General features: G+C 69.1%; 22 protein-coding genes and 1 tRNA gene. 12 read left to right on the top strand and 11 right to left on the bottom strand.

Features of this window, described 5'->3' with window-relative positions; all coding sequences use genetic code 11:
• Positions 1 to 213 precede the first annotated feature (213 nt).
• The 3 genes from OC490_RS29600 (at position 214) to OC490_RS29590 (ending at position 3,690) form a co-directional block, all read left to right on the top strand.
• Positions 214 to 1,773 carry a YfjI family protein gene (locus OC490_RS29600; RefSeq protein ID WP_410099123.1) on the top strand — a complete coding sequence of 520 codons (1,560 nt, stop codon included), beginning with the start codon at positions 214 to 216 and terminating at the stop codon, positions 1,771 to 1,773.
• Between the two features lie 338 nt (positions 1,774 to 2,111).
• On the top strand, positions 2,112 to 2,339 hold the full coding sequence (locus OC490_RS29595) for an excisionase family DNA-binding protein (protein WP_262061068.1): 228 nt from the start codon (positions 2,112 to 2,114) through the stop codon (positions 2,337 to 2,339).
• 85 nt (positions 2,340 to 2,424) lie between these two features.
• Positions 2,425 to 3,690, top strand: a complete 1,266-nt coding sequence (locus tag OC490_RS29590) for a tyrosine-type recombinase/integrase (protein ID WP_262061067.1) — start codon at positions 2,425 to 2,427, stop codon at positions 3,688 to 3,690.
• A 110-nt stretch (positions 3,691 to 3,800) separates the two neighbouring features.
• Here OC490_RS29590 and OC490_RS29585 read toward each other — a convergent pair whose 3' ends face one another.
• Together OC490_RS29585 and OC490_RS29580 are read right to left on the bottom strand one after the other, a co-directional pair.
• Positions 3,801 to 4,592, bottom strand: a complete 792-nt coding sequence (locus tag OC490_RS29585) for a hypothetical protein (protein WP_262061066.1) — start codon at positions 4,590 to 4,592, stop codon at positions 3,801 to 3,803.
• A gap of 199 nt (positions 4,593 to 4,791) precedes the next feature.
• Positions 4,792 to 4,866, bottom strand: a tRNA-Cys gene (locus OC490_RS29580).
• Between the two features lie 189 nt (positions 4,867 to 5,055).
• Here OC490_RS29580 and OC490_RS29575 point away from each other — a divergent pair.
• The 4 genes from OC490_RS29575 (at position 5,056) to OC490_RS29560 (ending at position 10,424) form a co-directional block, all read left to right on the top strand.
• Entirely contained in the window at positions 5,056 to 6,603 is a 1,548-nt protein-coding gene (locus OC490_RS29575; protein WP_262061065.1) for an MFS transporter, read from the top strand.
• A gap of 117 nt (positions 6,604 to 6,720) precedes the next feature.
• Entirely contained in the window at positions 6,721 to 8,520 is a 1,800-nt protein-coding gene (locus tag OC490_RS29570; RefSeq protein ID WP_262061064.1) for a DEAD/DEAH box helicase, read from the top strand.
• Positions 8,521 to 8,922: 402 nt separating this feature from the next.
• A complete protein-coding gene (locus OC490_RS29565; protein WP_262061063.1) occupies positions 8,923 to 9,564 on the top strand; it encodes an IclR family transcriptional regulator in 642 nt (213 codons plus the stop codon).
• 65 nt (positions 9,565 to 9,629) lie between these two features.
• Positions 9,630 to 10,424, top strand: a complete 795-nt coding sequence (locus OC490_RS29560) for a S16 family serine protease (RefSeq protein ID WP_262061062.1) — start codon at positions 9,630 to 9,632, stop codon at positions 10,422 to 10,424.
• On the opposite strand, the gene OC490_RS29555 is transcribed toward OC490_RS29560, so the two are convergent.
• From OC490_RS29555 to OC490_RS29525, 7 genes are all read right to left on the bottom strand, one after another.
• Positions 10,421 to 10,606, bottom strand: coding sequence for a hypothetical protein (locus OC490_RS29555; RefSeq protein ID WP_262061167.1), 186 nt, complete (start codon positions 10,604 to 10,606; stop codon positions 10,421 to 10,423). The two genes, OC490_RS29560 and OC490_RS29555, sit on opposite strands and share 4 nt — an antisense overlap.
• Positions 10,606 to 11,202, bottom strand: coding sequence for a helix-turn-helix domain-containing protein (locus OC490_RS29550; protein ID WP_262061061.1), 597 nt, complete (start codon positions 11,200 to 11,202; stop codon positions 10,606 to 10,608). The genes OC490_RS29555 and OC490_RS29550 overlap by 1 nt, the downstream gene beginning before the upstream one ends.
• Positions 11,203 to 11,283: 81 nt before the next feature.
• The gene (locus tag OC490_RS29545; RefSeq protein ID WP_262061060.1) at positions 11,284 to 12,240 is read right to left on the bottom strand and encodes a glycine betaine ABC transporter substrate-binding protein; all 957 of its coding nucleotides are present in this window, start codon (positions 12,238 to 12,240) and stop codon (positions 11,284 to 11,286) included.
• Complete coding sequence (locus tag OC490_RS29540) at positions 12,237 to 13,046, bottom strand: ABC transporter permease (protein ID WP_410099119.1); 810 nt, start codon at positions 13,044 to 13,046, stop codon at positions 12,237 to 12,239. The genes OC490_RS29545 and OC490_RS29540 overlap by 4 nt, the downstream gene beginning before the upstream one ends.
• Positions 13,043 to 14,287: a betaine/proline/choline family ABC transporter ATP-binding protein gene (locus OC490_RS29535; protein ID WP_262061165.1), complete on the bottom strand. Its 1,245-nt coding sequence runs from the start codon at positions 14,285 to 14,287 to the stop codon at positions 13,043 to 13,045. Before OC490_RS29535 ends, OC490_RS29540 begins: the two co-directional genes overlap by 4 nt.
• Positions 14,288 to 14,309: 22 nt before the next feature.
• Complete coding sequence (locus OC490_RS29530; RefSeq protein WP_262061059.1) at positions 14,310 to 14,957, bottom strand: ABC transporter permease; 648 nt, start codon at positions 14,955 to 14,957, stop codon at positions 14,310 to 14,312.
• A 12-nt stretch (positions 14,958 to 14,969) separates the two neighbouring features.
• Positions 14,970 to 15,461, bottom strand: coding sequence for an Lrp/AsnC family transcriptional regulator (locus OC490_RS29525; RefSeq protein WP_262061058.1), 492 nt, complete (start codon positions 15,459 to 15,461; stop codon positions 14,970 to 14,972).
• A 126-nt stretch (positions 15,462 to 15,587) separates the two neighbouring features.
• On the opposite strand from OC490_RS29525, the gene hppD reads away from it, so the two are divergent.
• Both hppD and OC490_RS29515 read left to right on the top strand, forming a co-directional pair.
• Positions 15,588 to 16,733: a 4-hydroxyphenylpyruvate dioxygenase gene (gene hppD / locus OC490_RS29520; protein WP_262061057.1), complete on the top strand. Its 1,146-nt coding sequence runs from the start codon at positions 15,588 to 15,590 to the stop codon at positions 16,731 to 16,733.
• A gap of 32 nt (positions 16,734 to 16,765) precedes the next feature.
• Positions 16,766 to 17,632 carry a Teichoic acid biosynthesis protein C (Precursor) gene (locus OC490_RS29515; RefSeq protein WP_262061056.1) on the top strand — a complete coding sequence of 289 codons (867 nt, stop codon included), beginning with the start codon at positions 16,766 to 16,768 and terminating at the stop codon, positions 17,630 to 17,632.
• A 20-nt stretch (positions 17,633 to 17,652) separates the two neighbouring features.
• On the opposite strand, the gene OC490_RS29510 is transcribed toward OC490_RS29515, so the two are convergent.
• Positions 17,653 to 19,134 (bottom strand): tetratricopeptide repeat protein, encoded by a 1,482-nt coding sequence (locus OC490_RS29510; RefSeq protein WP_262061055.1) that lies wholly within the window; start codon positions 19,132 to 19,134, stop codon positions 17,653 to 17,655.
• 92 nt (positions 19,135 to 19,226) lie between these two features.
• Between OC490_RS29510 and OC490_RS29505 the strand changes: the two genes are divergently transcribed.
• On the top strand, positions 19,227 to 20,633 hold the full coding sequence (locus OC490_RS29505; protein ID WP_262061164.1) for an FAD-binding oxidoreductase: 1,407 nt from the start codon (positions 19,227 to 19,229) through the stop codon (positions 20,631 to 20,633).
• Positions 20,634 to 20,658: 25 nt separating this feature from the next.
• On the opposite strand, the gene OC490_RS29500 is transcribed toward OC490_RS29505, so the two are convergent.
• Positions 20,659 to 21,132, bottom strand: a complete 474-nt coding sequence (locus OC490_RS29500; RefSeq protein WP_019065934.1) for an SsgA family sporulation/cell division regulator — start codon at positions 21,130 to 21,132, stop codon at positions 20,659 to 20,661.
• A gap of 264 nt (positions 21,133 to 21,396) precedes the next feature.
• Here OC490_RS29500 and OC490_RS29495 point away from each other — a divergent pair, with 264 nt between their 5' ends.
• Together OC490_RS29495 and OC490_RS29490 are read left to right on the top strand one after the other, a co-directional pair.
• Positions 21,397 to 22,947, top strand: a complete 1,551-nt coding sequence (locus OC490_RS29495) for an RDD family protein (RefSeq protein ID WP_262061054.1) — start codon at positions 21,397 to 21,399, stop codon at positions 22,945 to 22,947.
• A gap of 89 nt (positions 22,948 to 23,036) precedes the next feature.
• Positions 23,037 to 23,696, top strand: coding sequence for an RDD family protein (locus tag OC490_RS29490; protein WP_262061053.1), 660 nt, complete (start codon positions 23,037 to 23,039; stop codon positions 23,694 to 23,696).
• Positions 23,697 to 23,751 lie beyond the last annotated feature (55 nt).

Genomic DNA, 23,751 nt, shown 5'->3' with positions numbered 1-23,751 from the left:
TATCGCTGTTGGTCCTGACCCGCACACGGTCACCGTCACCGGCATCACCCCGGGGCTTCAGATCCAGTGCGAGGGCCTACCGGTCGCGGACTGGCTCTGTGCCTGCGGGCAGCACGAACGCGCCCGGGGCCGTGCCGCTGTCATCAGGCTCACCGCTCGTGTGCGCGCCGGGACTTGCCCCCACACCGCCACCGCCGAAGGGAGGGCCGCTTCATGACTCCACAGCCTGTGGACAGCCCCGATCTGTGGGTCGGGCTGCCCACCCTGGAACACCCCGGCGAGGACGACGCGGTACTGGACGTGTGGGAGGACCCCATTCCCCTCACCGGCCGCCGCGAGCGACCCGCGTTCCCCGCCCACGTCTTCCCCGCCTGGTTGGGGGAGTTCGTGGCGGCCGTCGCGGAAGAGACGCAGACCCCGGCAGACCTCGCCGGATCGATCGCCCTCGCCGTGCTCGCCACGGCGGCCGGCGGCCGGTCGGTGGTTCACGTGCGCGGCAACTGGCGTGAGCCCACCAACCTCTTCACCGTGGTGGCTCTTCCGCCCGGCACCCGCAAGTCCGCCGTCTTCGGCTTGCTCACCGACCCCTTGTACGAGGCGGAGAAGCAGCTTCAGGCGGCTATGAAGCCCATGATCGTGGAAGCGGAGCTGACGGCACGGATGGCGAAGGAAGCGGCGGACAAGGCCACCACACGGGCCGCGTCCGCCGACGGCGATAAGCGCGACGAGATGGTGGCCACCGCCATCGGCCTCGCGCAGACCGCCGACACCCTCACCGTGCCGGCCGAACCCCTCCTGTTGGCGGACGACTGCACACCGGAGACGGTCACTTCGCTCATCGCGGAACAGGGCGGCCGGTTGTCGGTGATGAGCGATGAGGGCGGAATCTTCGACATCATCGCCGGCCGCTATTCCGGCAGTCCCAACATGGAGGTCTTCCTCAAGGGCCATGCCGGGGGCCGTCTGAGGGTGAACCGGCAGACCCGCCGCGAGTACGTCGACGCCCCCGCCCTGACCATGGGTTTGGCCGTGCAGCCCGATGTGCTGGTGGACATGGGGAAGATCAAGGGCGGGAAGGGGCGAGGCCTGTTGGGTCGCTTCCTGTACTCGCTGCCGGTGTCGACGGTCGGGGACCGGAAGGTCATCACCGACCCGGTCCCCGAGCAGACGGCCGCCACCTACACCGCGAGGGTCATCGACCTCACCCTGTCCCTCGCGGGGTGGACCGACCCGGCGCTCATCCAGCTCACCCCCGAGGCGGACGCGGCCCTGATCGCATATCAGGAACGGGTCGAACCGTGGCTCAAGTCACGCGGCGGGAAGCTGGGCCACATCGCTGACTGGGCTGGGAAACTGGTCGGAGCGACCGCCCGCATGGCCGCGTTGCTGCACCTCGCCGAACACGGCGGCAACGGCTATGCCCACCCGGTGACCGAGGTCACCATGAACGCGGCCATCGAGCTGGGGGAGTACTACACCGCCCACGCCCTCGCCGTGTTCGACGCCATGGGCGCCGACCCGGTCGTTGGCCGTGCTCGCAGTGTGCTGGAAGCGCTGAGGGACAACGGGTGGGAGGACGTCAGCCGGCGGGACGTCTTCACCGTCCTGTCCCGCAGCGAGGTCCCCACCGTCGCCGACCTCGAACCCGCCCTGGCGTTGCTGGAAGAGCACGGATATGTGCGCTCGTACCAACCCGAGAAGACCGGCAAGCGCGGACGGCCCCCGGCTCCCCGCCTCTTGGCCCACCCCGCCCTGCGCCATGGCGGCCGGTGACCGGGCCGCGCCCTCAACCCCTCCCGCACAAACCGCAAAATCCGCAATAACCCCCGGACACCCCGCTGACCTGCGACGGGACCCCCGGCCCCATCCCGACCGGGGCCCGCCACACAATCCCGCGATATTCCGCAAAAAACCGAGCACCACCCAACCGCCGGGGACCGGCTGACGCCCGCCCCTGATTTTTGCGGAATATCGCGGATTTCTGCGGAGCACCACCCACCACCACCTGCGCACCACAACACCGCAGGTCAGTGACTCTCCCCGGTATTTCTGCGGATTTTGCGGTTTGTGCGGCGGCACCTGTCCCTGAACCAGCCTCACAGGAGTGAGCCATGGACGAACACGAGACCCCCGACATTCCCGCTGACGACGACCCGACCCTGGTCTTCCTCACCGTCAAAGAGGCTGCCCGCCGACTCCGTATCGGCCGGACCACGTGCTTCGGGCTCATCCGCACCGGAGAACTGGAGTCCGTCATGGTCGGTGGACTTCGCCGGGTCCCGATCGACGCGCCGGCCGAGTACGCGACCCGTCTCCGCACCGCCCAACGCGCCGCTTGACGACGCCCGGGGCGGCGGCACTCCCGGACAGGACAGCCCGCCGCCCCGGTCTCCATCCCGACACGAAAGAAGCAGGAGTCTGCCTGTGGCAGAGGACAAGAAGAAGCGCACCCGACAGCCGAACGGCCGAAGCTCGATCTACTTCGGTAAGGACGGCAAATGGCACGGCCGTGTCACCGTGGGCGTACGCGACGATGGCACGCCGGACCGCCGCCATGTCGAGCGCAAGACCAAGACTGAGGTAGCGGAGGCTGTCCGAGAGCTGGAGAAGCAGCGAGACGCCAAGACCGTGCGGAAGCCCGGCAAGGCGTGGACGGTCAAGGCGTGGTTGACCCACTGGATTGAGAACGTCGCGCCCCTCGCCGTGAACGACAACACGATGGTCGGGTACCGCGTGGCCGTCCGGAAGCACCTCATTCCAGGCTTGGGCGCCCACCGTCTCGACAGGCTCAAGCCCGAACACATCGAGGTGTTCTACGCCAAGATGCAGGCCAACGGCAGCAAGCCCGCGACCGCTCACCAGGTGCACCGCACCTTCCGGACCGCGCTCAATGAGGCGGTGCGGCGCGGGCATCTCGGCAAGAACCCTGTGCAGTTGGCCAAGGCGCCCAAGACGGGGGATCACGAGGTGGAGCCCTACACCGTCCAAGAGGTACAGCGGCTGTTGAAAGCCGCTGAACAACACCGCAACTCCGCGCGGTGGGCCGTCGCCCTCGCTCTCGGACTTCGCCAAGGGGAGGTGCTGGGACTGAAGTGGAATGACGTGGATCTTGCCGGTGGGTTCCTAGTTGTTCGCCGTAGTCGTCATCGGCCTCAGTACGCCCACGGATGCCCCGAGCCCTGTGGACGCAAGGCCGCCGGGTACTGCCCGCAGAAGCGACGGATCAACCCGGAGTTGTCCGTCACCAAGTCACGCGCTGGCCGCCGGGCGGTCGGCCTCCCTGAACAACTCGTTGACCTTCTCCGTGCGCACATCAAGGCGCAGGAAGCGGAGCGGGAAGCGGCCGGCAAGAGCTGGGAACAGAACGGCTTGGTCTTCCCGGATGAGCACGGCCGTAGCCCGTCCCATCGTAGGGACTGGAGTGAGTGGAAAGCGTTGCTGACACAGGCAAAGGTCCGCGACGGGCGACTGCACGACGCGCGTCACACGGCTGCCACGGTTCTACTCATCCTCGGTGTTCCGGAGCGGGCCGTCATGGGCCTCATGGGATGGTCGACCACAGCCATGGCGGCCCGCTATCAACACATGGTGGACGCCGTACGGACGGACATTGCGAAGCAGGTGGACGGTCTGATCTGGAAGCCCGAGACTGACCGGCCGAATGATGACGACGACGCCACTGCCCGTTAATCAGCGTTCCTGCTGACCACGAGCCTGAAGAATTCCATGGCATCTGACCTGGTCAGATGCCATGGAATTCTGCCGGTTTTGGGATCCGGTTCTAGGCCCGATCATTTCTGTCACGCGTCAGCGTTAAGTATTGCGATTCCCAAGGCTTCACGAGCCACGTTTGACAAGTAGCCTGGAGTGATTATTTCAACAATCGCGATAGCGTCAAGTGCGCAATCTTTGGCTTCACCGCGAAGCAATTTTCCGTATTCTGACGTCTGGACTGGATCGTTCGAATAACCGTTTCCTTTAAGGTGGACTAGGGCATCGCGCATCTTGCGAAGGCGCTGAAATTTCGCCCAGTAGACGGTACCTTTTATGGATTTCTGGCCGGTGGCTAGGGGGGCGACCCTGTCAAGCTTTTCTGGGGTTGATAGGCGGAGTGCCATATCTTGCTTACCTAGCTTGACTGTTTCGCCTTTTGCGTTCTCCTTGTCTAGTGTGGCCTCCTCGGGAAGCTTGCCGATTAGGTCGTTTAGCAGTGCTTCTACTGCGGCGTAGGCAAGCAGAACGGCGCTGACCATTTCGGAAAAGCAGTCAAAGGCTAGCTCCTGATTATTGATGGTCCGATCGCCAGACGAGTTGACGCGCACATCGGCCAGAGCTCGATTTCGGAGCCTCTCACCTCTATCCGAATGTCGCTTCGATTCGACGAGATAGAAGGCGACAAAATTTGGTGAAGGGAAGTGAAGTATTGTTCCGTCGTCCAGGGCTACTGGTTGTACGAGGGCGACGAGCGAGCCGGCTGGGTGGGCGTGCTGCAAGACTCCACCGGCGGGGGTGTCCTGGGCTAGGAAGGTGTGTTGCAGCCTCGGGTCCGGGCGGCTCTGGCGCTTCCTCTGGCTGCGGCTCTTAGATGCCATGGTTCATAGTGAAGAGACCGTCGGATACAGCACAACTGCTTTGCGGCACTCCACCTGCCCCGAAGCCCATCACCGACCGGGAGTGCACTCAGCACCGTGCATGTCCCGTCGCGACCAACTGAGACGGGAACTGAGACGGATGACCAAATGGGCGGCATCTCTGCGGGGTGCCGCCCATTTGTTTTGCCTGGTCAGGCACTGGAGGCCGTGGCGGGAATCGAACCCGCGTAACTCGCTTTGCAGGCGAGTCCCTGAACCACTCGGGCACACGGCCGTGTTTGGTGAGTTGACCGTAGAGCCGGGCGGTGGGCCGGAACAAGAGGGCCGGGGGGCGTGCAACGGGACTGCCATACCGCGTTCATGAATGGTCGAGTGGGGGGCAGCGGTCGTACGACCAAGGTCTCAACGGTGGACCGTCTTTCGACAGGGGTCAAGTCGGCGGATGAGCCTTACGCTGGCCCGCATGACCGTCCTCGAACCGCGTGACGCCGATGTCACGGATACCGCACCTGACCTGGCCGATGAGTGTCGTGACGGGGTGCTGGGGCGGTCGTATCGGGCGCTCAGTGTCGGGATCGTGTCCGTTGTGCTGTTGATCGCCTTCGAGGCGACCGCCGTGGGGACGGCCATGCCCGTCGCGGCTCGGGAGCTGGACGGGGTGTCGTTGTACGCGTTCGCGTTCTCCGGGTACTTCACGACCAGTCTGTTCGGGATGGTGTCCGCCGGGCAGTGGTCGGACCGGCGGGGGCCGCTCGGGGCGTTGACCACCGGGATCGGGGCGTTTGCCGCGGGATTGCTGGTCGCTGGGACTGCCCAGGTCATGTGGGTGTTCATCCTGGGGCGGGCCGTGCAGGGGCTGGGTGGTGGGCTGGTCATTGTCGCTCTGTACGTTGTCATCGGGCGGGCTTATCCGGAGCGGTTGCGGCCCGCCATCGTGGCCGCGTTCGCCGCGAGTTGGGTGGTGCCGTCCGTCGTCGGGCCGCTCGCCGCCGGCGCGGTGACCGAACAGCTGGGCTGGCGTTGGGTGTTCGTCGGGATTCCGGTGCTTGTCGTCTTTCCGCTCGCGCTTGCCCTGCCTCAGATACGGCGGCGGGCCGCCGGGCCCGTGTCCGAGCGCGGCCAGCAGCCGCCCGGCTCCTTCGACCGGCGTCGAATTCGGCTCGCTCTCGGGATCTCCCTGGGTGCCGGGCTCTTTCAGTACGCCGCCCAGGATCTGCGCTGGTTCTCGCTGGTCCCCGCTGCCGCGGGCCTCGCGCTGCTCGTGCCGGCCGTGCTCGGGCTGTTGCCGCGCGGTACGTACCGGGCGGCGCGGGGGCTGCCCTCGGTCGTGTTGTTGCGCGGGCTGGGGGCCGGGACGTTCATCTCGGCCGAGTCCTTCGTGCCGTTGATGCTGGTGACCCAGCGGGGGCTGTCGCCGACGTTGGCCGGGTTCTCGCTCGCGGCGGGCGGCGGGACGTGGGCGCTGGGGTCGTGGGTGCAGGCACGAGCGCGGGTCGAGCCGTACCGGGAACGGCTGATGACGTTCGGGATGGTGCTGGTGGCGGGTGCCATCGCCACGGCTCCGAGCGTCCTCATCCATACGGTCCCCGTGTGGATCGTGGCCGTCGCGTGGGGGTTCGGGTGTTTCGGGATGGGGCTGGTGATGTCCTCCACCAGCGTGCTGCTGCTCCAGCTCTCCGCGCCGGAGGAGGCGGGGTCCAACTCGGCCGCGCTGCAGATCTCCGACGGGCTGTCCAACGTCGTTCTCCTTTCCGTCGGGGGCGCGGCCTTCGGCGCCCTGGGCGGCGGCACGGTCACGCATGCGGTCGGTTCGGCGGGTGCGGGCAGCTCGCATCCGGCCGCGTTCGCCGCCGTGTTTCTGCCGATGGCGGGGGTGGCGTTGGTGGGGGCGTGGGTGACCACGCGGGTGCGGGTGAGCGCCAAGGAGCGGTCAGCAGCCGTAGCGCGGAACTCTGAGGATGCGCAGAGGGGAACGGGGAACTCCGGCGATGTTCCGTCGTCTGCTCTGTGACCTCAGTCCCATCCCCGCCCGCCCCGGCGTCGTCCGCACGTTGACACCGGCGGCCCGCCGGTAGGGTGGCCCGGTTGTCATACGTAGCCGAGCCGCCCTACCAACCAAACGGAGACCGTGACTACCACCGCCGCCTCCTCCGCCAACACCCACCACCTCTCCCCGGCCTTCCCCGGCCGCGCCCCCTGGGGCACCGCCAGCAAGCTGCGCGCCTGGCAGCAGGGGGCCATGGAGAGGTATGTCCAGGAGCAGCCACGGGACTTTCTCGCGGTCGCGACCCCGGGCGCCGGTAAGACGACCTTCGCGCTCACCCTCGCCTCCTGGCTGCTGCACCACCATGTCGTGCAGCAGGTGACCGTGGTCGCGCCGACCGAGCACCTGAAGAAGCAGTGGGCGGAAGCCGCCGCGCGGATAGGGATCAAGCTCGACCCGGAGTACAGCGCCGGGCCGCTCGGCAAGGACTACGACGGGGTCGCCGTCACGTACGCCGGCGTCGGCGTGCGGCCCATGCTGCACCGCAACCGCGTCGAGCAGCGCAAGACGCTGGTGATTCTTGATGAGATCCACCATGCCGGTGACTCGAAGTCGTGGGGCGAGGCGTGTCTGGAGGCGTTCGAGCCGGCCACTCGGCGGCTCGCGCTGACCGGTACGCCGTTCCGGTCGGACACCAATCCGATTCCCTTCGTGACGTACGAAGAAGGGAACGACGGGATCCGGCGGTCCTCCGCCGACTACACCTACGGTTACGGCAACGCGCTGGCCGACCACGTCGTCCGGCCGGTCATCTTCCTCTCCTACAGCGGCAACATGCGCTGGCGGACCAAGGCCGGCGACGAGATCGCCGCTCGGCTCGGCGAGCCGATGACGAAGGACGCGATCAGTCAGGCCTGGCGTACGGCGCTGGACGCGCGCGGCGAGTGGATGCCGAGCGTGCTGCGCGCCGCCGACCAGCGGCTGACCGAGGTCAGGAAGGGCATCCCGGACGCCGGCGCGCTCGTCATCGCCTCCGACCAGGACTCCGCGCGCGCCTACGCCAAGCTGATCCGCGAGATCACGGGCAGCAAGGCGACCGTCGTACTGTCGGACGACACCGGTGCCTCCAAGCGCATCGACGACTTCGCCGCGAGCAACGACCGGTGGATGGTCGCCGTGCGGATGGTGTCGGAGGGCGTCGACGTGCCTCGGCTCGCCGTCGGGGTCTACGCCACCACCATCTCCACCCCCCTCTTCTTCGCCCAGGCCGTCGGGCGTTTCGTGCGGTCCCGGCGGCGCGGCGAGACCGCCTCCGTCTTCCTCCCGACCGTCCCCGACCTCCTCACCTTCGCCAACGAGATGGAGGTCGAGCGCGACCACGCCCTCGACAAGCCCAAGAAGGAGGGCGAGGAGGACCCGTACGCCGAGTCCGAGAAGGAGATGGACGAGGCGAACAAGGAGCAGGACGAGGACACCGGCGAGCAGGAGCAGTTCGCCTTCGAGGCGCTGGAGTCCGAGGCCGTCTTCGACCGTGTGCTCTACGACGGTGCCGAGTTCGGCATGCAGGCGCACCCGGGGAGCGAGGAGGAGCAGGACTACCTCGGCATCCCCGGACTCCTCGAACCCGACCAGGTGCAGATGCTGCTGCAGAAGCGGCAGGCCCGGCAGATCGCGCACAGCCGCAGAAAGCCGGACGACCAGGCCGACCTGCTCGAACTGCCCGCCGAGCGGCGGCCCGTCGTCTCGCACAAGGAGATGATGGAGCTGCGCAAGCAGCTCAACACCATGGTCTCCGCGTACGTCCACCAGACCGGCAAGCCGCACGGCGTCATCCATACCGAGCTGCGCCGCACCTGCGGCGGCCCGCCGAGCGCCGAGGCCACGGCCGGGCAGCTGCGCCAGCGCATCGCGAAGGTCCAGGAGTGGGCCACGCGCATGAAGTGACCCATCCGACCCTGCACTCTCTGGAAGCTGGGGTCATTTCTAACCAGTCAAATTCGGCGACAGTGGTTAGAAATGACCCCATCCTCCAGCACCCCCCACTCGCCGTCGGCCGGTGAATCGATCCCCGGGACGGGGCATAACGGCATCAAGTGAACCGGTCCGTACCAGTCAGTGCCCGGATTCTGGACGGAGACTTCCGCTCAGCGAACCCCCTTCGCTAGTGTCCCGCTACGCACACGCCCCGTGGCAGCGCCGCCGCGGAGCGCAGCCGTGAAGCGACTGGGCCCGGACAAGCCGGGCCGCCTCGCCGATCGGCGGCCTCTGAAGCGCGTCACTGACGGGACTCTGTGACGCATCCGCCGCGAGGGGGCCGCCGACCTCACCACTTAAGGAGTGGGCGTCGTGACCGCGGAGACCTCCCAGACGCTCGACCGGGGACTGCGCGTCCTCAAACTGCTGGCCGATACGGACCACGGGCTGACCGTCACCGAACTGTCCAACAAGCTGGGCGTCAACCGGACCGTCGTGTACCGGTTGCTGGCCACCCTCGAACAGCACGCTCTCGTACGACGTGATCTGGGCGGCCGGGCCCGGGTCGGGCTCGGGGTGCTGCGGCTCGGCCGCCAGGTGCACCCCCTCGTACGGGAGGCGGCGCTGCCCGCGCTGCGGTCGCTGGCCGAGGACATCGGGGCGACCGCTCATCTCACCCTGGTCGACGGGGCCGACGCCCTCGCCGTCGCGGTGGTCGAGCCGACCTGGACCGACTACCACGTGGCCTACCGGGCCGGCTTCCGCCATCCCCTGGACAAGGGAGCCGCGGGTCGCGCGATCCTCGCCGCCCGGCACCAGGCGGCGGACGAGCCCGGATACACGCTGACGCACGGGGAGTTGGAGGCGGGCGCGAGCGGTGCCGCGGCTCCGCTGCTCGGGGTCACGGGGGTCGAGGGCAGCGTCGGTGTGGTGATGCTGGCCGATGCCGTGCCCGAGCGGGTGGGGCCGAGAGTCGTGGACGCGGCGCGGGAGGTCGCTGACGCGCTGCGCTGAGGCCGTTGACGGGCGTGGGGTGACCGGCGCCCGGCCGAAAGTGACCGTCGCGTTAGATTGATCCCGTGCTCCTCTCTCGCCTCACGCGCCCCTGGGCCGTAGCCGTCTGTGCCCTGCCCGTCGTGGCGCTGCTCGCCGCGGCGGGTTTCGCGCCGCTGCCGTTCTCGCTGGCGCAGCCCGGTCTGACCGCGAACGTGCTCGGTGAGAACCGGGGCACCCCGGTGATCACGATCTCCGGGGCGCCGGTGCGCACGACGAGCGGCCAGTTGCGCATGACGACGATCGAGGCGACCGGACCCGATCAGCATGTCTCCTTGAGCGATGTGATCGACAGCTGGTTCCGCACCGATCGAGCGGTCATGCCCCGTGACTCGGTCTATCCGAGCGGCAACAGCGTCAAGGAGATCGAGCAGCACAACACGGAGCAGATGCAGGAGTCGCAGGACGACGCGACCACGGCCGCGCTCAACTATCTGAACCTCAGCGACAAGAAGGTGAAGGTCACGCTCACGCTCGCCGACGTGGGCGGCCCCAGCGCGGGTCTGCTGTTCACCCTGGGGATCATCGACAAGCTGAAGGGCGACGGCGACGGGGGCGATCTCACGGGCGGTCGCGTCATCGCCGGTACGGGGACGATCGGCACCGACGGCACGGTCGGCGCGGTCGGGGGAGTGGCCCTCAAGACCCAGGCCGCGCGCCGCGACGGGGCGACGGTGTTCCTGGTGCCGAAGGCCGAGTGCTCGGACGCCAAGTCCGAACTGCCCAAGGGCCTACGACTGGTCGCGGTGACCTCGCTGAAGGGCGCGGTCAGTGCCCTGGAGGCGCTGGAGTCGGGCAAGGGTTCCGTGCCGGGCTGCTAGACGACAGCGGGCCTCGGAGCAGTCGCGGCGAGACGCAGACCCAGCTCCACGAGGGTCCAGCCGAGGCGGGTTCGGAATTCGCGCGGGGGCCTGGCCGCGTGGGCAAGGCGGTGGGCTGCGGCTTGGGCACGGAGTTCGGCGGCTCGAGTGTGGTGCAGGGCGAGGTGGCTCTCAGGGTCGATCACTGGGGTTTCCTTCGCTCTGTGGTGATGGGGAAGACATGCGAGTGGAGGCGGACCTGCTCCGCTTCCGGGTCGTCTTCGGCTGCCTCGTTGTCCTTGTAGCTTCTGAGCAACTCGTGGATCTTGCCGATGAGTTCGCGTGAGAGCGCCGGGGTCATGCGTAGTTCCCAGTCGCTCAGGTCCATCGCGTGGTCCGACCATGCGGGGAACCACTGGTCGCGGGTGGCCAGCCATGCCGACAGCTCGCGGCCGTGCTGCGTGGCGAGCTCCTGGAGGAACACCTCGGCCGCTCCGCGCACCGACGGATCCGAACTCTGGTGCAGATCCTCTTCCATGGAGATGCCCTGGTTGACCACCTGCCACCAACGCTCCCGCCCCTTGCCCCGCTCCGGCGCGTCCTCGACGAAGCCATGCGTGGCGAGCTGTCGCAGGTGATAGCTGGTGGCACCGCTGGACTCGCCCAGCCGCTCGGCGAGCATCGACGCCGTGGCGGGGCCGTTCCGCCGTAGCGCGCTGAGCAGTTCCATCCGCAGGGGATGGGCGAGTCCGCGCAGCGAACGGGCGTCGAGCTTCCGCAAGTCGGGCTGTTCCGGCATGCGTACAAAGGTAGCGTTGCAAAGGATCAGTTGCAACACTTTCTTTGCAACTCCTTCTTTGTAAGTCACCGCCCCCCAGGGCTACTTCACCAACCCCTCCGCCTTCATCCAGTCCAACGCCACCTGATGCGGATCCTCCCCGTCGACATCCACCTTCGCGTTCAGCGTCCGCGCCACCGTGTTGTTCAGCTTCTTCGTGACCGGGGCGAGGACCTCCGCGATCGCCGGCCACTTCTTCAGGGCCTTCGTGTTGATCTCGGGCGCCGCGTTGTAGTTGGGGAAGAACTTCTTGTCGTCGGCCATCACCGCGAGGCTCATCGACTTGATGCGGCCGTCGGTGGTGAAGACCTCGCCGTACGTGCAACTCCCCTTCTTCACCTGGGTGTAGATGATCCCGGTGTCCATCTGCGTGATGTTCTTCGCCGAGATGTCCATGCCGTACGCCTTCTCCATGCCGGGCAGTCCGTCCGCGCGGTTGGCGAACTCGCTCTCCACGCACACCGTCACCGCACCCGGGTCCTTCTTCGCCAGCGCGGCCACGTCCGACAGCGTCTTCGTGCCGTACTTCTTGAAGTTGGCCTGGTTCATGGCCAGCGCGTAGGTGTTGTTGAGGTCGGAGGGAGGCAGCCAGGTCAGGCCGTTCTTCAGGTCCGCGTCCCGTACCGCCTGCCACTGTTTCATCGGGTCGGCGATCGGCTTGCTGTTGCCGAGGTAGGTGATCCACGCGGTGCCGGTGTACTCGTACATCCCGTCCGCGTCACCGGACTTGACGGCCTCCCGCGCGCCGATCGAACCCTGGATGCCGGTCCGGTCGAGGACATCCGCGCCGGCCGCCTGGAAGGCGATGCCCATCATCGCGCCGAGGATCAGCTGCTCGGTGAACTCCTTTGACGTGACGGTGAGATGGGCGCCCTTGAGGGGCTCGCCCCGCCCGACCGTGCCGGGGCTGACGTCGTCGACCATCGGGGAGCCACTGGTCAGTCCGCAGCCGGAGACGACGATCAGCGCACCGACCGTCACCAGACAGGTGCGTTTCACGCGCCCGCCTCCAATCCCCGTGGCCGCAGCAGGAGTTCGGCCAGCGACGCCAGCCAGTCCACGAGCAGGGCGAGACTGACCGTGAGGATGGAACCGAGGACCAGGACGGGCATCCGCTGGGTGGTGATGCCGGTGGTGATCAGTACGCCCAGGCCGCCGCCCCCGCCGAAGGTCGCCAGGGTCGCCGTACCGACGTTGAGGACCAGGGCGGTTCGGACACCGGCCAGGATCAGCGGGACCGCGAGGGGCAGCTCCACCCTTGCCAGGACGCCGAGTTGGGACATGCCGATGCCTCGGGCGGCCTCCAGGAGCGTGGGGTCGTTGGCCTTCAGGCCCGCGATGGTGTTGGAGAGGACCGGCAGGACGGCGTAGATGATGATGCCGATCAGGGCCGCCTTCTCCCCGGTGCCCAGCCAGATCACCAGCAGGGCCAACAGGCCGATCGCCGGGGTCGCCTGGCCCATGTTGGCGAAGGTCATCGCCACCGGGGCGGCCTTCCGGAACGCCCCGCGGGTCAGCAGGATGCCCAGCGGGATCGCGATGATCAGCACGAAGAACGTGGAGATCACGGTCAGTTGGACATGCTGCCAAAGAGCCTTGCTCACCTGCCCGTTGGAGAGCGCGTTCTCCGAAATCGCGTCCAGGTGGGCCTGGTCGAACCACAGCCAGGTCGCCAGCAGGACCGCCACCAGGAACGCGGGCAGGATCGTCAGCTTCTGCCAGGTGATGCGCCGCTTGGGGGGAGTCGGTGGCACGGGGGCCTCCGCCGCCGACTCCTCCTCGTCCAGTTCGGGAGTGGTGGTCACGTGTCCCGCTCCCCTCCGGCGCCCTCCTGCTCGGCGTGCGTCTGGAGGGCCCGGGCCTCCTCCAGCTCGTGCTGTGCCTCCATCGCCTCCAGCCGGTCGGCCTCCAGGAGTTCGTGCACGGAGTTCATCAGCGTCTCCATGTCGACGACGCCCGTGTACTCGCCGCGCCGCCCGGTCACCGCCACCCGCCCCGCGTTGTCCGTGAGCACGGCCTCCAGGGCGTCCCGCAGTGTCGCGTCCCGGGTCACCGTGTCGCTGACCAGCGTGCCGGCCCGGGCCAGTGACCCCTTGGCGCGCATCATGTCGCCGCGCCGCAGCCACTTGTAGGGCCGGCCGCGCTTGTCGAGCAGCAGGATCTCGTTGGTGCCGCTGTCCCTGAGCCTGTCGAAGATGGTCTGGAGCGGGTCGTCCACCGTGACCGTCGGATAGTCGGTGATCGCCACATCCCGTACGCGGGTCAGGTTCAGCCGCTTCAGAGCGGCCCCGGCGCCCACGAACCCGGACACGAAGTCGTCCGCCGGGTTGGTGAGGATCGCCTCCGGGGTGTCGAACTGGGCGATGTGCGAGCGTTCGCGCAGCACGGCGATCCGGTCGCCCAGTTTGATCGCCTCGTCGAAGTCGTGGGTGACGAAGACGATCGTCTTGTGCAGTTCGTGCTGGAGCCTGATCAACTCGTCCTGGAGGTGGTCGCGGGTGATCGGATCGACCGCGCCGAACGGCTCGTCCATCAGCAGCACCGGCGGATCGGCCGCCAACGCCCGTGCCACGCCCACGCGTTGCTGCTGCCCGCCGGAGAGCTGGCGCGGATAACGGCCCTGGAACTCACCGGCGTCGAGACCGACCAGGTCGAGCATCTCCTCCACCCGGTCCCTGATCCGGGACTTCGACCAGCCGATCATCCTCGGGACGAGCGCGATGTTCTGGGCGACCGTCATGTGCGGGAAGAGACCGCTCGACTGGATCGCGTAGCCGACCTTGCGGCGCAGCTTCACCGGGTCGATGTCGGTGACGTCCTCGCCGCCGATGCGGATCCGGCCGCCGGTCGGTTCGATCAGCCGGTTGATCATCTTGAGCGTCGTGGACTTGCCGCAGCCGGAGGGCCCGACGAAGACGACGAGTTCGCCCGCCTTGATCTCCATGTTGACGCTGTCGACCGCCGGCTGCGGACTGCCCGGATACCGCTTGGTCAGGTTCTCCAGCTCGATGGAGGCACCGGAGGTCGTGGGCGCCGGCTCGGGCACGGATCGCTCGGGCACGGATCGCTCAGGCACGGATCCCCCTGGGAATGGTCAGCCGTCCCAGCAGGACGTACGCGGCGTCGAACAGCAGCGCCAGGACGATGATCCCGAGCGTGCCCGCGAGCACCTGGTTGAGGGCGTTCTTGCTGCCCAGCGAGCCGATGCCGCGGAAGATCTCGTTGCCGAGGCCGGGCCCGGAGGCGTACGCCGCGATGGCCGCGATGCCCATCAGCATCTGCGTCGAGACCCGGATTCCGGTCAGAATCGGCGGCCAGGCCAGCGGCAGTTCGACCCGCGCCAGCCGCATCAGCCGGGACATCCCGATGCCCTTCGCCGCGTCCACCAGGGACGGATCGACCCCGCGCAGGCCCACGATCGAGTTCCGGACGATCGGCAGCAGGCCGTACAGGGTCAGCGCGATCACCGTGGGCGGGACGCCGAGCCCCACGATCGGAATGAGCAGACCGATCATGGCGAGCGACGGAATGGTCAGAATGGTCGAGGTGGCCGTGGTGGCGAGGTTGCCCGCCCACTCGGTCCGGTAGGTCACGACCCCGAGCACCACGCCGATCAGCGTGGCCACGACCATGCACTGGAAGACCGCGCTGGCGTGTTGGTAGGCGTCGGTGAGCAGCTGCTGATGCCGGTTGCCCAGGTACTCCCAGAAGCTCACATGCCCACACCCCTACGTCGGCCAGGTCGTCCCTTCCGGCTCCGCCGCCGCCTGTTTCACCAGCGGGATGACCCGCAGCGGAACGGGGTTCTCCATCACGATCGCGGTGGCGGCCCGGACAATGCCATCAAAACCGACGACCCGGTCGATGACCCGCTGGAGATCGGCGTTCGAGCGGGCCACCAGCCGGCACAGCATGTCCCCGCTGCCGGTGGTCGTGTGCAGTTCGAGCACCTCCGGCACGGTCGCCAAGTGCGCCCGTACGTCCGTCCCTTGCCCCTGCCGGATCTCCAGCGTCGCGAACGCCGTGACCGGATAACCGAGGGCCGCCGGATCCACCTGCGGACCGAACCCCCGGATGACTCCATTCGACTGAAGCCGGTCCAGCCGTGCCTGCGCCGTCCCCCGGGCGACCCCGAGCCGCCGGGACATCTCCAGTACGCCGATGCGCGGCTCCTCGGCCAGCAGCACGATGATCCGGCCGTCGAGCTGATCGATCCCCATGGTGTCCGCCTCCGAGGATGGTCATCCTGTACAGAAAGGCCGCCGAAACGGTCGTACCACTGAACAAGCTGCCCAGCGGAAACGCAAACTATTGCGCACCTTGCCGGGGAGGGGGAGCCTGCGCTCATGACCCAGACCACTCACCACACTCCCGACACCGCCCGGCAGGCCGACCCCTTCCCGGTCAAGGGAATGGACGCGGTCGTCTTCGCCGTGGGCAACGCCAAGCAGGCTGCGCACTACTACTCCACGGCCTTCGGCATGACCCTGGTCGCCTACTCCGGACCGGAGAACGGCAGCCGCGAGACCGCCTCGTACGTGCTCACCAACGGCTCCGCCCGCTTCGTGTTCACCTCCGTCATCAAGCCCGCCACCCCCTGGGGCGAGTTCCTCACCCGGCACGTGGCCGAGCACGGCGACGGCGTCGTCGACCTCGCCATCGAGGTGCCGGACGTGCGCGCCGCCCACGCCTACGCCGTCGAGCACGGCGCCCGCTCGCTCGCCGAGCCGTACGAGCTGAAGGACGAGCACGGCAAGGTCGTCCTCGCCGCGATCGCCACCTACGGCGAGACCCGCCACACGCTGGTCGAGCGCGTGGACTACAACGGCCCCTACCTCCCCGGCTTCGCCCCGGCCGAGCCCCTCGTCGAGGCCCCCGCCCACCGCACGTTCCAGGCCATCGACCACTGCGTCGGCAATGTCGAGCTCGGCCACATGAACGAGTGGGTCGGCTTCTACAACAAGGTCATGGGCTTCACGAACATGAAGGAGTTCGTGGGCGACGACATCGCGACCGAGTACAGCGCGCTGATGTCGAAGGTCGTGGCCGACGGCACCCTGAAGGTCAAGTTCCCGATCAACGAGCCGGCCGTCGCCAAGAAGAAGTCCCAGATCGACGAGTACCTGGAGTTCTACGGCGGCGCGGGCGTCCAGCACATCGCGCTCAACACCAACGACATCGTGCGGACGGTACGGACGATGCGCGCGGCCGGGGTCAAGTTCCTCGACACCCCGGACTCGTACTACGACACCCTCGGCGAGTGGGTCGGCGACACCCGCGTCCCCGTCGAGACCCTGCGCGAACTGAAGATCCTCGCCGACCGCGACGAGGACGGGTACCTTCTCCAGATCTTCACCAAGCCGGTCCAGGACCGTCCTACGGTGTTCTTCGAACTCATCGAGCGGCACGGCTCGATGGGCTTCGGAAAGGGCAACTTCAAGGCCCTGTTCGAGGCGATCGAGCGGGAGCAGGAAAAGCGGGGCAACCTGTAACTCACAGGTCCCGCAAGGGACTTGGGAGGACCGTGGCCGACGCGCCCATCGACCTGACCGCACCGGCAGTGCGCTGGCTGTGGGAGAAGGGCACCCTGCACGAACCCACGGTCCTCCAGTCGTTCGCCCTCGACGAGGTCCACCAGCGCCTGTACGTCCTCCAGTTGAGACAGGGCGGCGCCGACGCGGGCAACCTCTGCCTCAACCAGCTCGACCACACAGGCAAGTTGCTCGGCCACATGCACCTCCAGGGCTTCGGGCACGGGGTCAGCATGGGCGTGCAGAACACCCCCGAGGGAGACGTCTGGATCTGGACCGAGGCCGCCGCGAAGGCCGGTTCCGGGGGCGCCTACGGCCAGGCCGTCACCCGTTTCCACTTCGCGAACGGCGCGGTCCGCACGGCAGCCGACGTCGCGATCCGCAAGCCGATCGCGAACTCCACCAACAACCAGCCCACGGTCTGCACGGCCTCGAACCGCATCGCCATCCGCTACCGCATCGCCAACCAACCCCGGTACCGGGTCTGGGACTTGGACGCCTTCGTCGCCCGCGACTACGCCACACCACTCGCCGACATAGCGCAGACCGGCGCCCACCCGGACTCGGCGATCCCGTTCCAGGGCTACGCCCTCGACGGCGACCACCTCTACCAACTCGCGGGCACCGCCTACAACTCCACCACCAACCCGCCCGCGAAGCACGGCAACACCTACGTCTCCTGCCTCGACATCCGCACCGGCGAACTGCTCCAGCAGTCCCGCACGGAAGCCGGCTACTCCCTCACCTACCGCGAACCGGAGGGTCTGGCCGTCCGCACGAAGCCCGACACCCGCCTGTGCATGGGCTTCGCGTCGGGGGAGGCGGGGGCACGCCGGTTCTCGCTCTGCCAGAAGCCGTAGCCGCGGTATCCGCCGACGGCTCAACCCGCCTTCTCCTGCGGCTCCTTGTCCTGCGGCTCCTTGTCCGAGGGCAAGGGCTCGGCCGGCGGCTCGCCCAGGGTCGCCAGCGCGGCCTGGGCCAGTGGCACCCGCAGCGGCGAGAAGTACGGGTTGATCTGCAGCGCCTCCTGGAGATGCCGGCGCGCGGCGGCGGTCTTGTCCAAGTCCCGCTCGATCATGCCCCGATGGAACGCGTACAGCGCGTCCCGCACCCCGCCCCCGTGCACCCGGTCCGTCGCCACCGACGCGAACTTCAGCGCCTCCGCGTCCTGCCCGGCCCGGTGCAGCGCCCACCCCAGCGCGTCCGCCACCGCGATCCCCGGCTGCCGGGCCCACTCGCCCCGCAGCCGCCGTACGGCATCCTGTGCGTCCCCGTGGTCCGCCTCGAACACGCCGAGCACCAGCTCGTCGTCGACACCGCCGGCCGCGTTCCGGGTCGCCAGGGTCTGCAGGGTGTCGTACTGCACCCGGGCCGCCTGGGTGAGGCCCAGTGACTCGTACAACTCACCCAGTTCCAGGGCGTATTGGGGGGTCGGCTGCTTGGCGAGGGCGACCTGGTAGGCGTTCAGCGCCTCCGAGGTCCGGCTCAGTGCCGCCAGTGCCCGGCCCTCCCCGGCGAGCGCCTCCCGCTGGTCGGGATCGATCCGTACGGCCGCCTCGAAGTGCCGTAGCGCCACCTCCCGGTCCCCGCGTTCCCAGGCCAGCTGGCCGGCCCGCTGCCACCAGGCCGCCTGCTCGGCGGGCGCGGTCGCCCCGGCCGCCGCGTCGGCGAGCTGGGCGGCGGCGTCCTCGCGCCAGCCCCGGTCGCGGTAGACCTCGGCGGCCCGCGCCATCACGGCGGGCCCGGAGTGCAGCTCCTGCAGCTTTTCGAGGGTCCGCCGGGTCGCCTTGTAGTCGCCGAGGCCGGTGTACGCGTCGATCAGCAGCGGATATGTCGTCCACCGCTTCGGCGCCAGCTTCACCGCGGCCTCGCCCCAGGTCCGGGCCGCCCGGAAGTCCCGCCGTTCGTTCGCCAGGGCCGTCAGGCCGTCCATCGCCACGGCGCTCGCGTCGTTCCCCTTGGCCCGCACTTTCAGCGAGGTGTGGAGGGCGTCGTCGGCCTTCGGGTAGTACAGGGCGTCCCCGGTCCGCCGCCCCTGCTCCACATAGGCCACCCCGAGCACCGCCCAGGACCGCGCGTCCCGCGGATCGGCCCGCACCCGGGCCTCGCGGTCGCCGATCAGCGCGGCCAGGTCGGGCAGCGCGGCCGGTACCCCCGCGGTGACGGCGGTCAGCGCCTGCGCCTTGGGTCCCGGCGCGGGCGGCGGCGCCGGACGAGGTTCCTCGGGCAGCAGCCACAGCAGCCCGCCGACCACGGCACACCCGGCGACCGAGGCGATCAGCACCCGCCGCAGAACGGGGGAGCGGCGCCTGCGAGCCTCCGCCACCAGGGACGTACCCGGGCTCCGCTGTTCGTTCTCCATGGCGCTCACTCTGCGTCAGTACGACGACCGTGCCCCGGCAGCCGAAGCCGCGCGCGGACGGGGTTCACACCGATGGCCGCGAGTGCGACGCTGTGATCATGAGCCGTATCGAAGCGCCTCGCGACCACGACACCGGAACCCTGCTCGACCGCCTGCTGACCGGGCTGCCCGCCGAGGCCGTCCTCACCGACCCGGACGTCACGGTCTCGTACGCCAACGACATGGCGAGCTTCTGCCCGTCCGGCACCCCGGCCGTCGTCGTGCTGCCGCGCACGGTCGAACACGTCCAGCACGTGATGCGCGTCGCCACCGAACTGCGCGTCCCGGTCGTCCCGCAGGGCGCCCGCACCGGCCTGTCGGGCGCGGCCAACGCCTCCGAGGGCTGCATCGTGCTGTCCCTGACGAAGATGGACCGCATCCTGGAGATCAGCCCGGTCGACCGCATCGCGGTCGTCGAGCCGGGCGTCATCAACGCGACCCTCTCCCGCGCGGTCAACGAACACGGCCTCTGCTACCCGCCCGACCCCTCCAGCTGGGAGATGTGCACCATCGGCGGCAACATCGGCACCGCCTCGGGCGGGCTGTGCTGCGTGAAGTACGGGGTGACGGCCGAGTACGTCCTCGGCCTGGACGTCGTCCTCGCCGACGGACGGCTGATGAGCACCGGGCGCCGTACGGCCAAGGGGGTTGCCGGGTACGACCTGACCCGCCTGTTCGTCGGCTCCGAGGGCTCGCTCGGCATCGTCGTGAAGGCGGTCCTGGCGCTGAAGCCGCAGCCGCCCCAACAGCTGGTGCTGGCCGCCGAGTTCGGGTCCGCGGCAGCCGCGTGCGACGCCGTGTGCCGGATCATGGAGGGCGGGCACGTGCCGTCCCTCCTCGAACTGATGGACCGTACGACCGTCAAGGCCGTGAACGACCTGGCGCACATGGGACTGCCGGAGACGACGGAGGCGCTGCTGCTCGCGGCCTTCGACACGCTCGACCCCGCCGCCGACCTGGCCGCCGTAGGAGCCCTCTGCGAGGCCGCCGGGGCCACCCAGGTGGTGCCCGCCGAGGACGCGGCCGAGTCCGAACTCCTGCTCCAGGCACGGCGGTTGTCGCTCACCGCGCTCGAAGCGGTCAAGGGTACGACGATGATCGACGACGTGTGCGTGCCCCGGTCGCGGCTCGGCGAGATGCTCGAAGGGGTCGAACGGATCGCGGAGAAGTACCAGTTGACCATCGGCGTCTGCGCGCACGCCGGCGACGGCAACACCCACCCCACCGTCTGCTTCGACGCGCAGGACCCCGACGAGTCCCGGCGGGCCCGCGAGTCCTTCGACGAGATCATGGCCCTCGGCCTGGAACTCGGCGGCACCATCACCGGCGAACACGGCGTCGGCGTCCTGAAGAAGGAGTGGCTGGCCCGCGAGATCGGGCCGGTGGGCGTGGAGATGCAGCGGGCGGTCAAGGCGACCTTCGACCCGCTGGGCATCCTCAACCCGGGCAAGCTCTTCTGAACCCGAACCTGATCCTCCCCGCGGCTCACTCCCCGTCCCGCGACTCGTCCGACGGCCAGGGGTCGCGCAGCCACAGGTCGTCGGCCGGGGTCGGTGCGAGCAGCTCGGCGAGGCCGTCGTCGATACCGAGCTGCTCGGCCTCAGAGCCCGGGGGCACCACCCGCAGGGTCCGCTCCAGCCACGCCGACACCTGGGCCGCCGGGGCCTCCAGGAGGGCGTCTCCGTCGGGTGAACTCAGCGCCATCAGGACGACACTGCGCCCCTCCACCTTCGTCGGCCACACCCGTACATCACCGTGCCCGCAGGGCCGGAACACCCCCTCGACGAGCAGTTCGCGGGCGAACGTCCAGTGCACGGGGTGCTCGGAGTTGATGTGGAAGGAGATGTGGACGGCGTACGGGTCATCCGTGCGGTAGCTGAGCCGGGCCGGAACGGGAATGCTCCGTTCCGGCGACAGGATCAGCTTCAGCTCCAACTCCCGCTCTACCACTGTGTGCATGACGTGTGTCCTCTCTCGCGCACGGGCCCTGCGGTGGGCCCGTACGAGTGGAGAGGGCGTGCGGCCCCAAGCATTACGCGACTTCGGGAAACTTTTTTTCCGCGAGGCTTCGCGAAGGCGTCACGGGGCTTCGGGGCGTGTGGACTCCGTGCACGAGCTTGCCCGGAAAGGGGTGGGTCCGGCGGGACGGGCAGTGGTGGTCCCACGGGTCTGATAGATGTGGACACCCTCATTCGACCTCCGAGCAGATACGGGACGACGGACATGAGCGCCCCAACCCCGGCACCCGGTGACGACAGGCCCCGCGAGGGGTACTACCCGGACCCGTCCATTCCTGGATACGTCCGGTACTGGAACGGCGCGGCCTGGGTGCCCGGCACCAGCCGCCCGGCGCCGTCGGACGGGCTGTCGCCCGGCGCGGGCCCGTCCGTCGCGGGCCCGTCCGTCGAGGAGACCGGGCCGCACTTCTTCGACGAGGACCCCGAGCCGGCGTCGGCCTGGGGCGCGGACCGCGCCCACCAGAGCGGTTTCGGCGGCGCCCGGGACCACCACGTCTCCTGGGGCGCCCCGGACCCGAGGGTCCCCGCCCAACAGGACGAACCGTCCAACCCGGGCACCTTCGTCTTCCGCCGCCCCGCGGGCCAGGACACCCCCGACGAGGGCACGACCACTTTCCGCCGCCCCACCCCGCGCACCCCCCAACAGGACGGGGCACCGGGGGCGCATACCGGGAGCACGGGGAACGCGGGCGGCACGGGCACGGGGACCGCGGGCGACTTCGGCACACCGGGCTCGACGGGATCCGGCGCGGCAGCAGGCGGCTTCGGCCCGCCGGGCCGGGCAGGCTCCGGCCCTCAGGGCTCGGGCGGCTCCGATCCGGCCGCCGGAGGCTACCGCTCGCAGGGTTCGGCCGGTTCCGCCGCCGCGGGCTACGGGCCCGCCGGCACCGGCTCCGCTGCCGGTGGCCAGGGGCCGGGCGGAAATCCGCCCGCCACCGACCCCTCCGGCCCGGGCTTCGGCGCCGGCAAGGCCGCAGCCGCGCGTGCCGCCGCACAGGCCCAGGCGGGCAGTGGCGCCGGGGCGGCGCCCGCACCCGCCGCTTCCACGGCTCTCTCCGGCCCCCCGCAGCCCGCCCCCGGTGTGCCCCAGCAGTCCGGGCCGGGGCAGCAGCCGCAGGCGGCCGTAGGCATGCCCATGGCCACCGGCATCGGTGGCGGGCAGCCCTCCTGGGCGCAGCAGGTGCACCGGCTGGCGGGGGACGAGGACGGGCCCGTAGCGCCCTGGAAGCCGCCCGTGGACGACGTGTTCCAGGCGGCGGCCCGGCGGCAGTCGGCGGCCCGCCCCGCGGGGCTCGGCAAGCGGCTGGCGGCCCGGCTCGTCGACACCGTCGTGCTCGGCGCGGTCACCGCGACCGCAGCCGTGCCGCTCGGTGCCAAGGCGGCCGACCACATCAACGAGAAGATCGACGCGGCCAAGCTCTCCGGCCGTACCGAAACGGTCTGGCTGCTGGACGGCACCACGGGCGCCTACCTCGGCATCGTCCTGGCCGTACTCCTCCTCTTCGGCGTCCTCTACGAGGCGCTGCCCACCGCCAAGTGGGGCCGTACCCTCGGCAAGAAGCTCTGCGGTCTCGAGGTGCGCGGCATCGAGAGCCACGAGCCGCCCGGCTTCGGCGGGGCGCTGCGCCGCTGGCTCGTCTACAGCGTCCCGGGCGTGCTCGGCATCGGGATCGTCGGTGTCGCCTGGTGTCTGTTCGACCGGCCCTGGCGCCAGTGCTGGCACGACAAGGCCGCACATACGTTCGTAGCGGGATAGCGGGGTACGGCATCCGGGGTACCGGATTCCGTACCCCGGACGGCCGCTCGCCGGATGCGGAGACGTGGCGTTCGCGGTCGACTCGGGCCATGAGTACCGAACCGCCTCCGGGCTCCGGCCAGCAGCCGCCGGAAGACGACCCGTTCAGGAAGCAGCCCCCTCCTGGCCAGGGATCGGGCTCACCGTACGACCCGCCGCCGTACGGCAGTCAACCGCCGTCGTACGGCAGTCAGCCGCCGCCCTTCGGCAGTGAACCGCCTCCCTACAGCGGCGGCTCGTACCCCACCGACCCCCTCGCCGGCATGCCCCCGCTCGCCGACAGCGGCCGGCGCACGCTCGCCCGGATCATCGACATGATCCTCGTCGGCATCCTCGTCTGGCTGCTCACCTGGGCCTTCGGCGTGCACGAGTACGACCTGAACTCCGACCACGTGTCGTACGCCAAGTCGCTCGGGCAGTCGTTCACCGCGGCCGTGCTGTACATGGGCTACGACACCGTGATGCTCTCCAAGTCGGGCCAGACGCTGGGCAAGAAGTGGCTGGGCCTGCGGGTGGCCAACCTCGACAACGGGTCGACGCCCTCCGTGCAGACCAACCTGATCCGCGCGGCGGTGCTGTGGATCCCGTTCGCGTTCTGCTGCGCCTGCATCTGGACGGCGATCAGCGGCGGTTGGAGCTTCTTCGACAAGCCGTACAAGCAGGGCCTGCACGACAAGGCCGCCAAGACCGTGGTGGTCAGCACGCGTTGAGGTGATCGGGGGCCGGGGGCAACACCCGGGCGTACACAGCGAATCGGCGGGTCCG

It is taken from the genome of Streptomyces sp. STR69, from assembly GCF_024519455.1.
Classification (GTDB): Bacteria; Actinomycetota; Actinomycetes; order Streptomycetales; family Streptomycetaceae; genus Streptomyces.
This window is presented reverse-complemented; position numbering and strand designations above follow the sequence as displayed.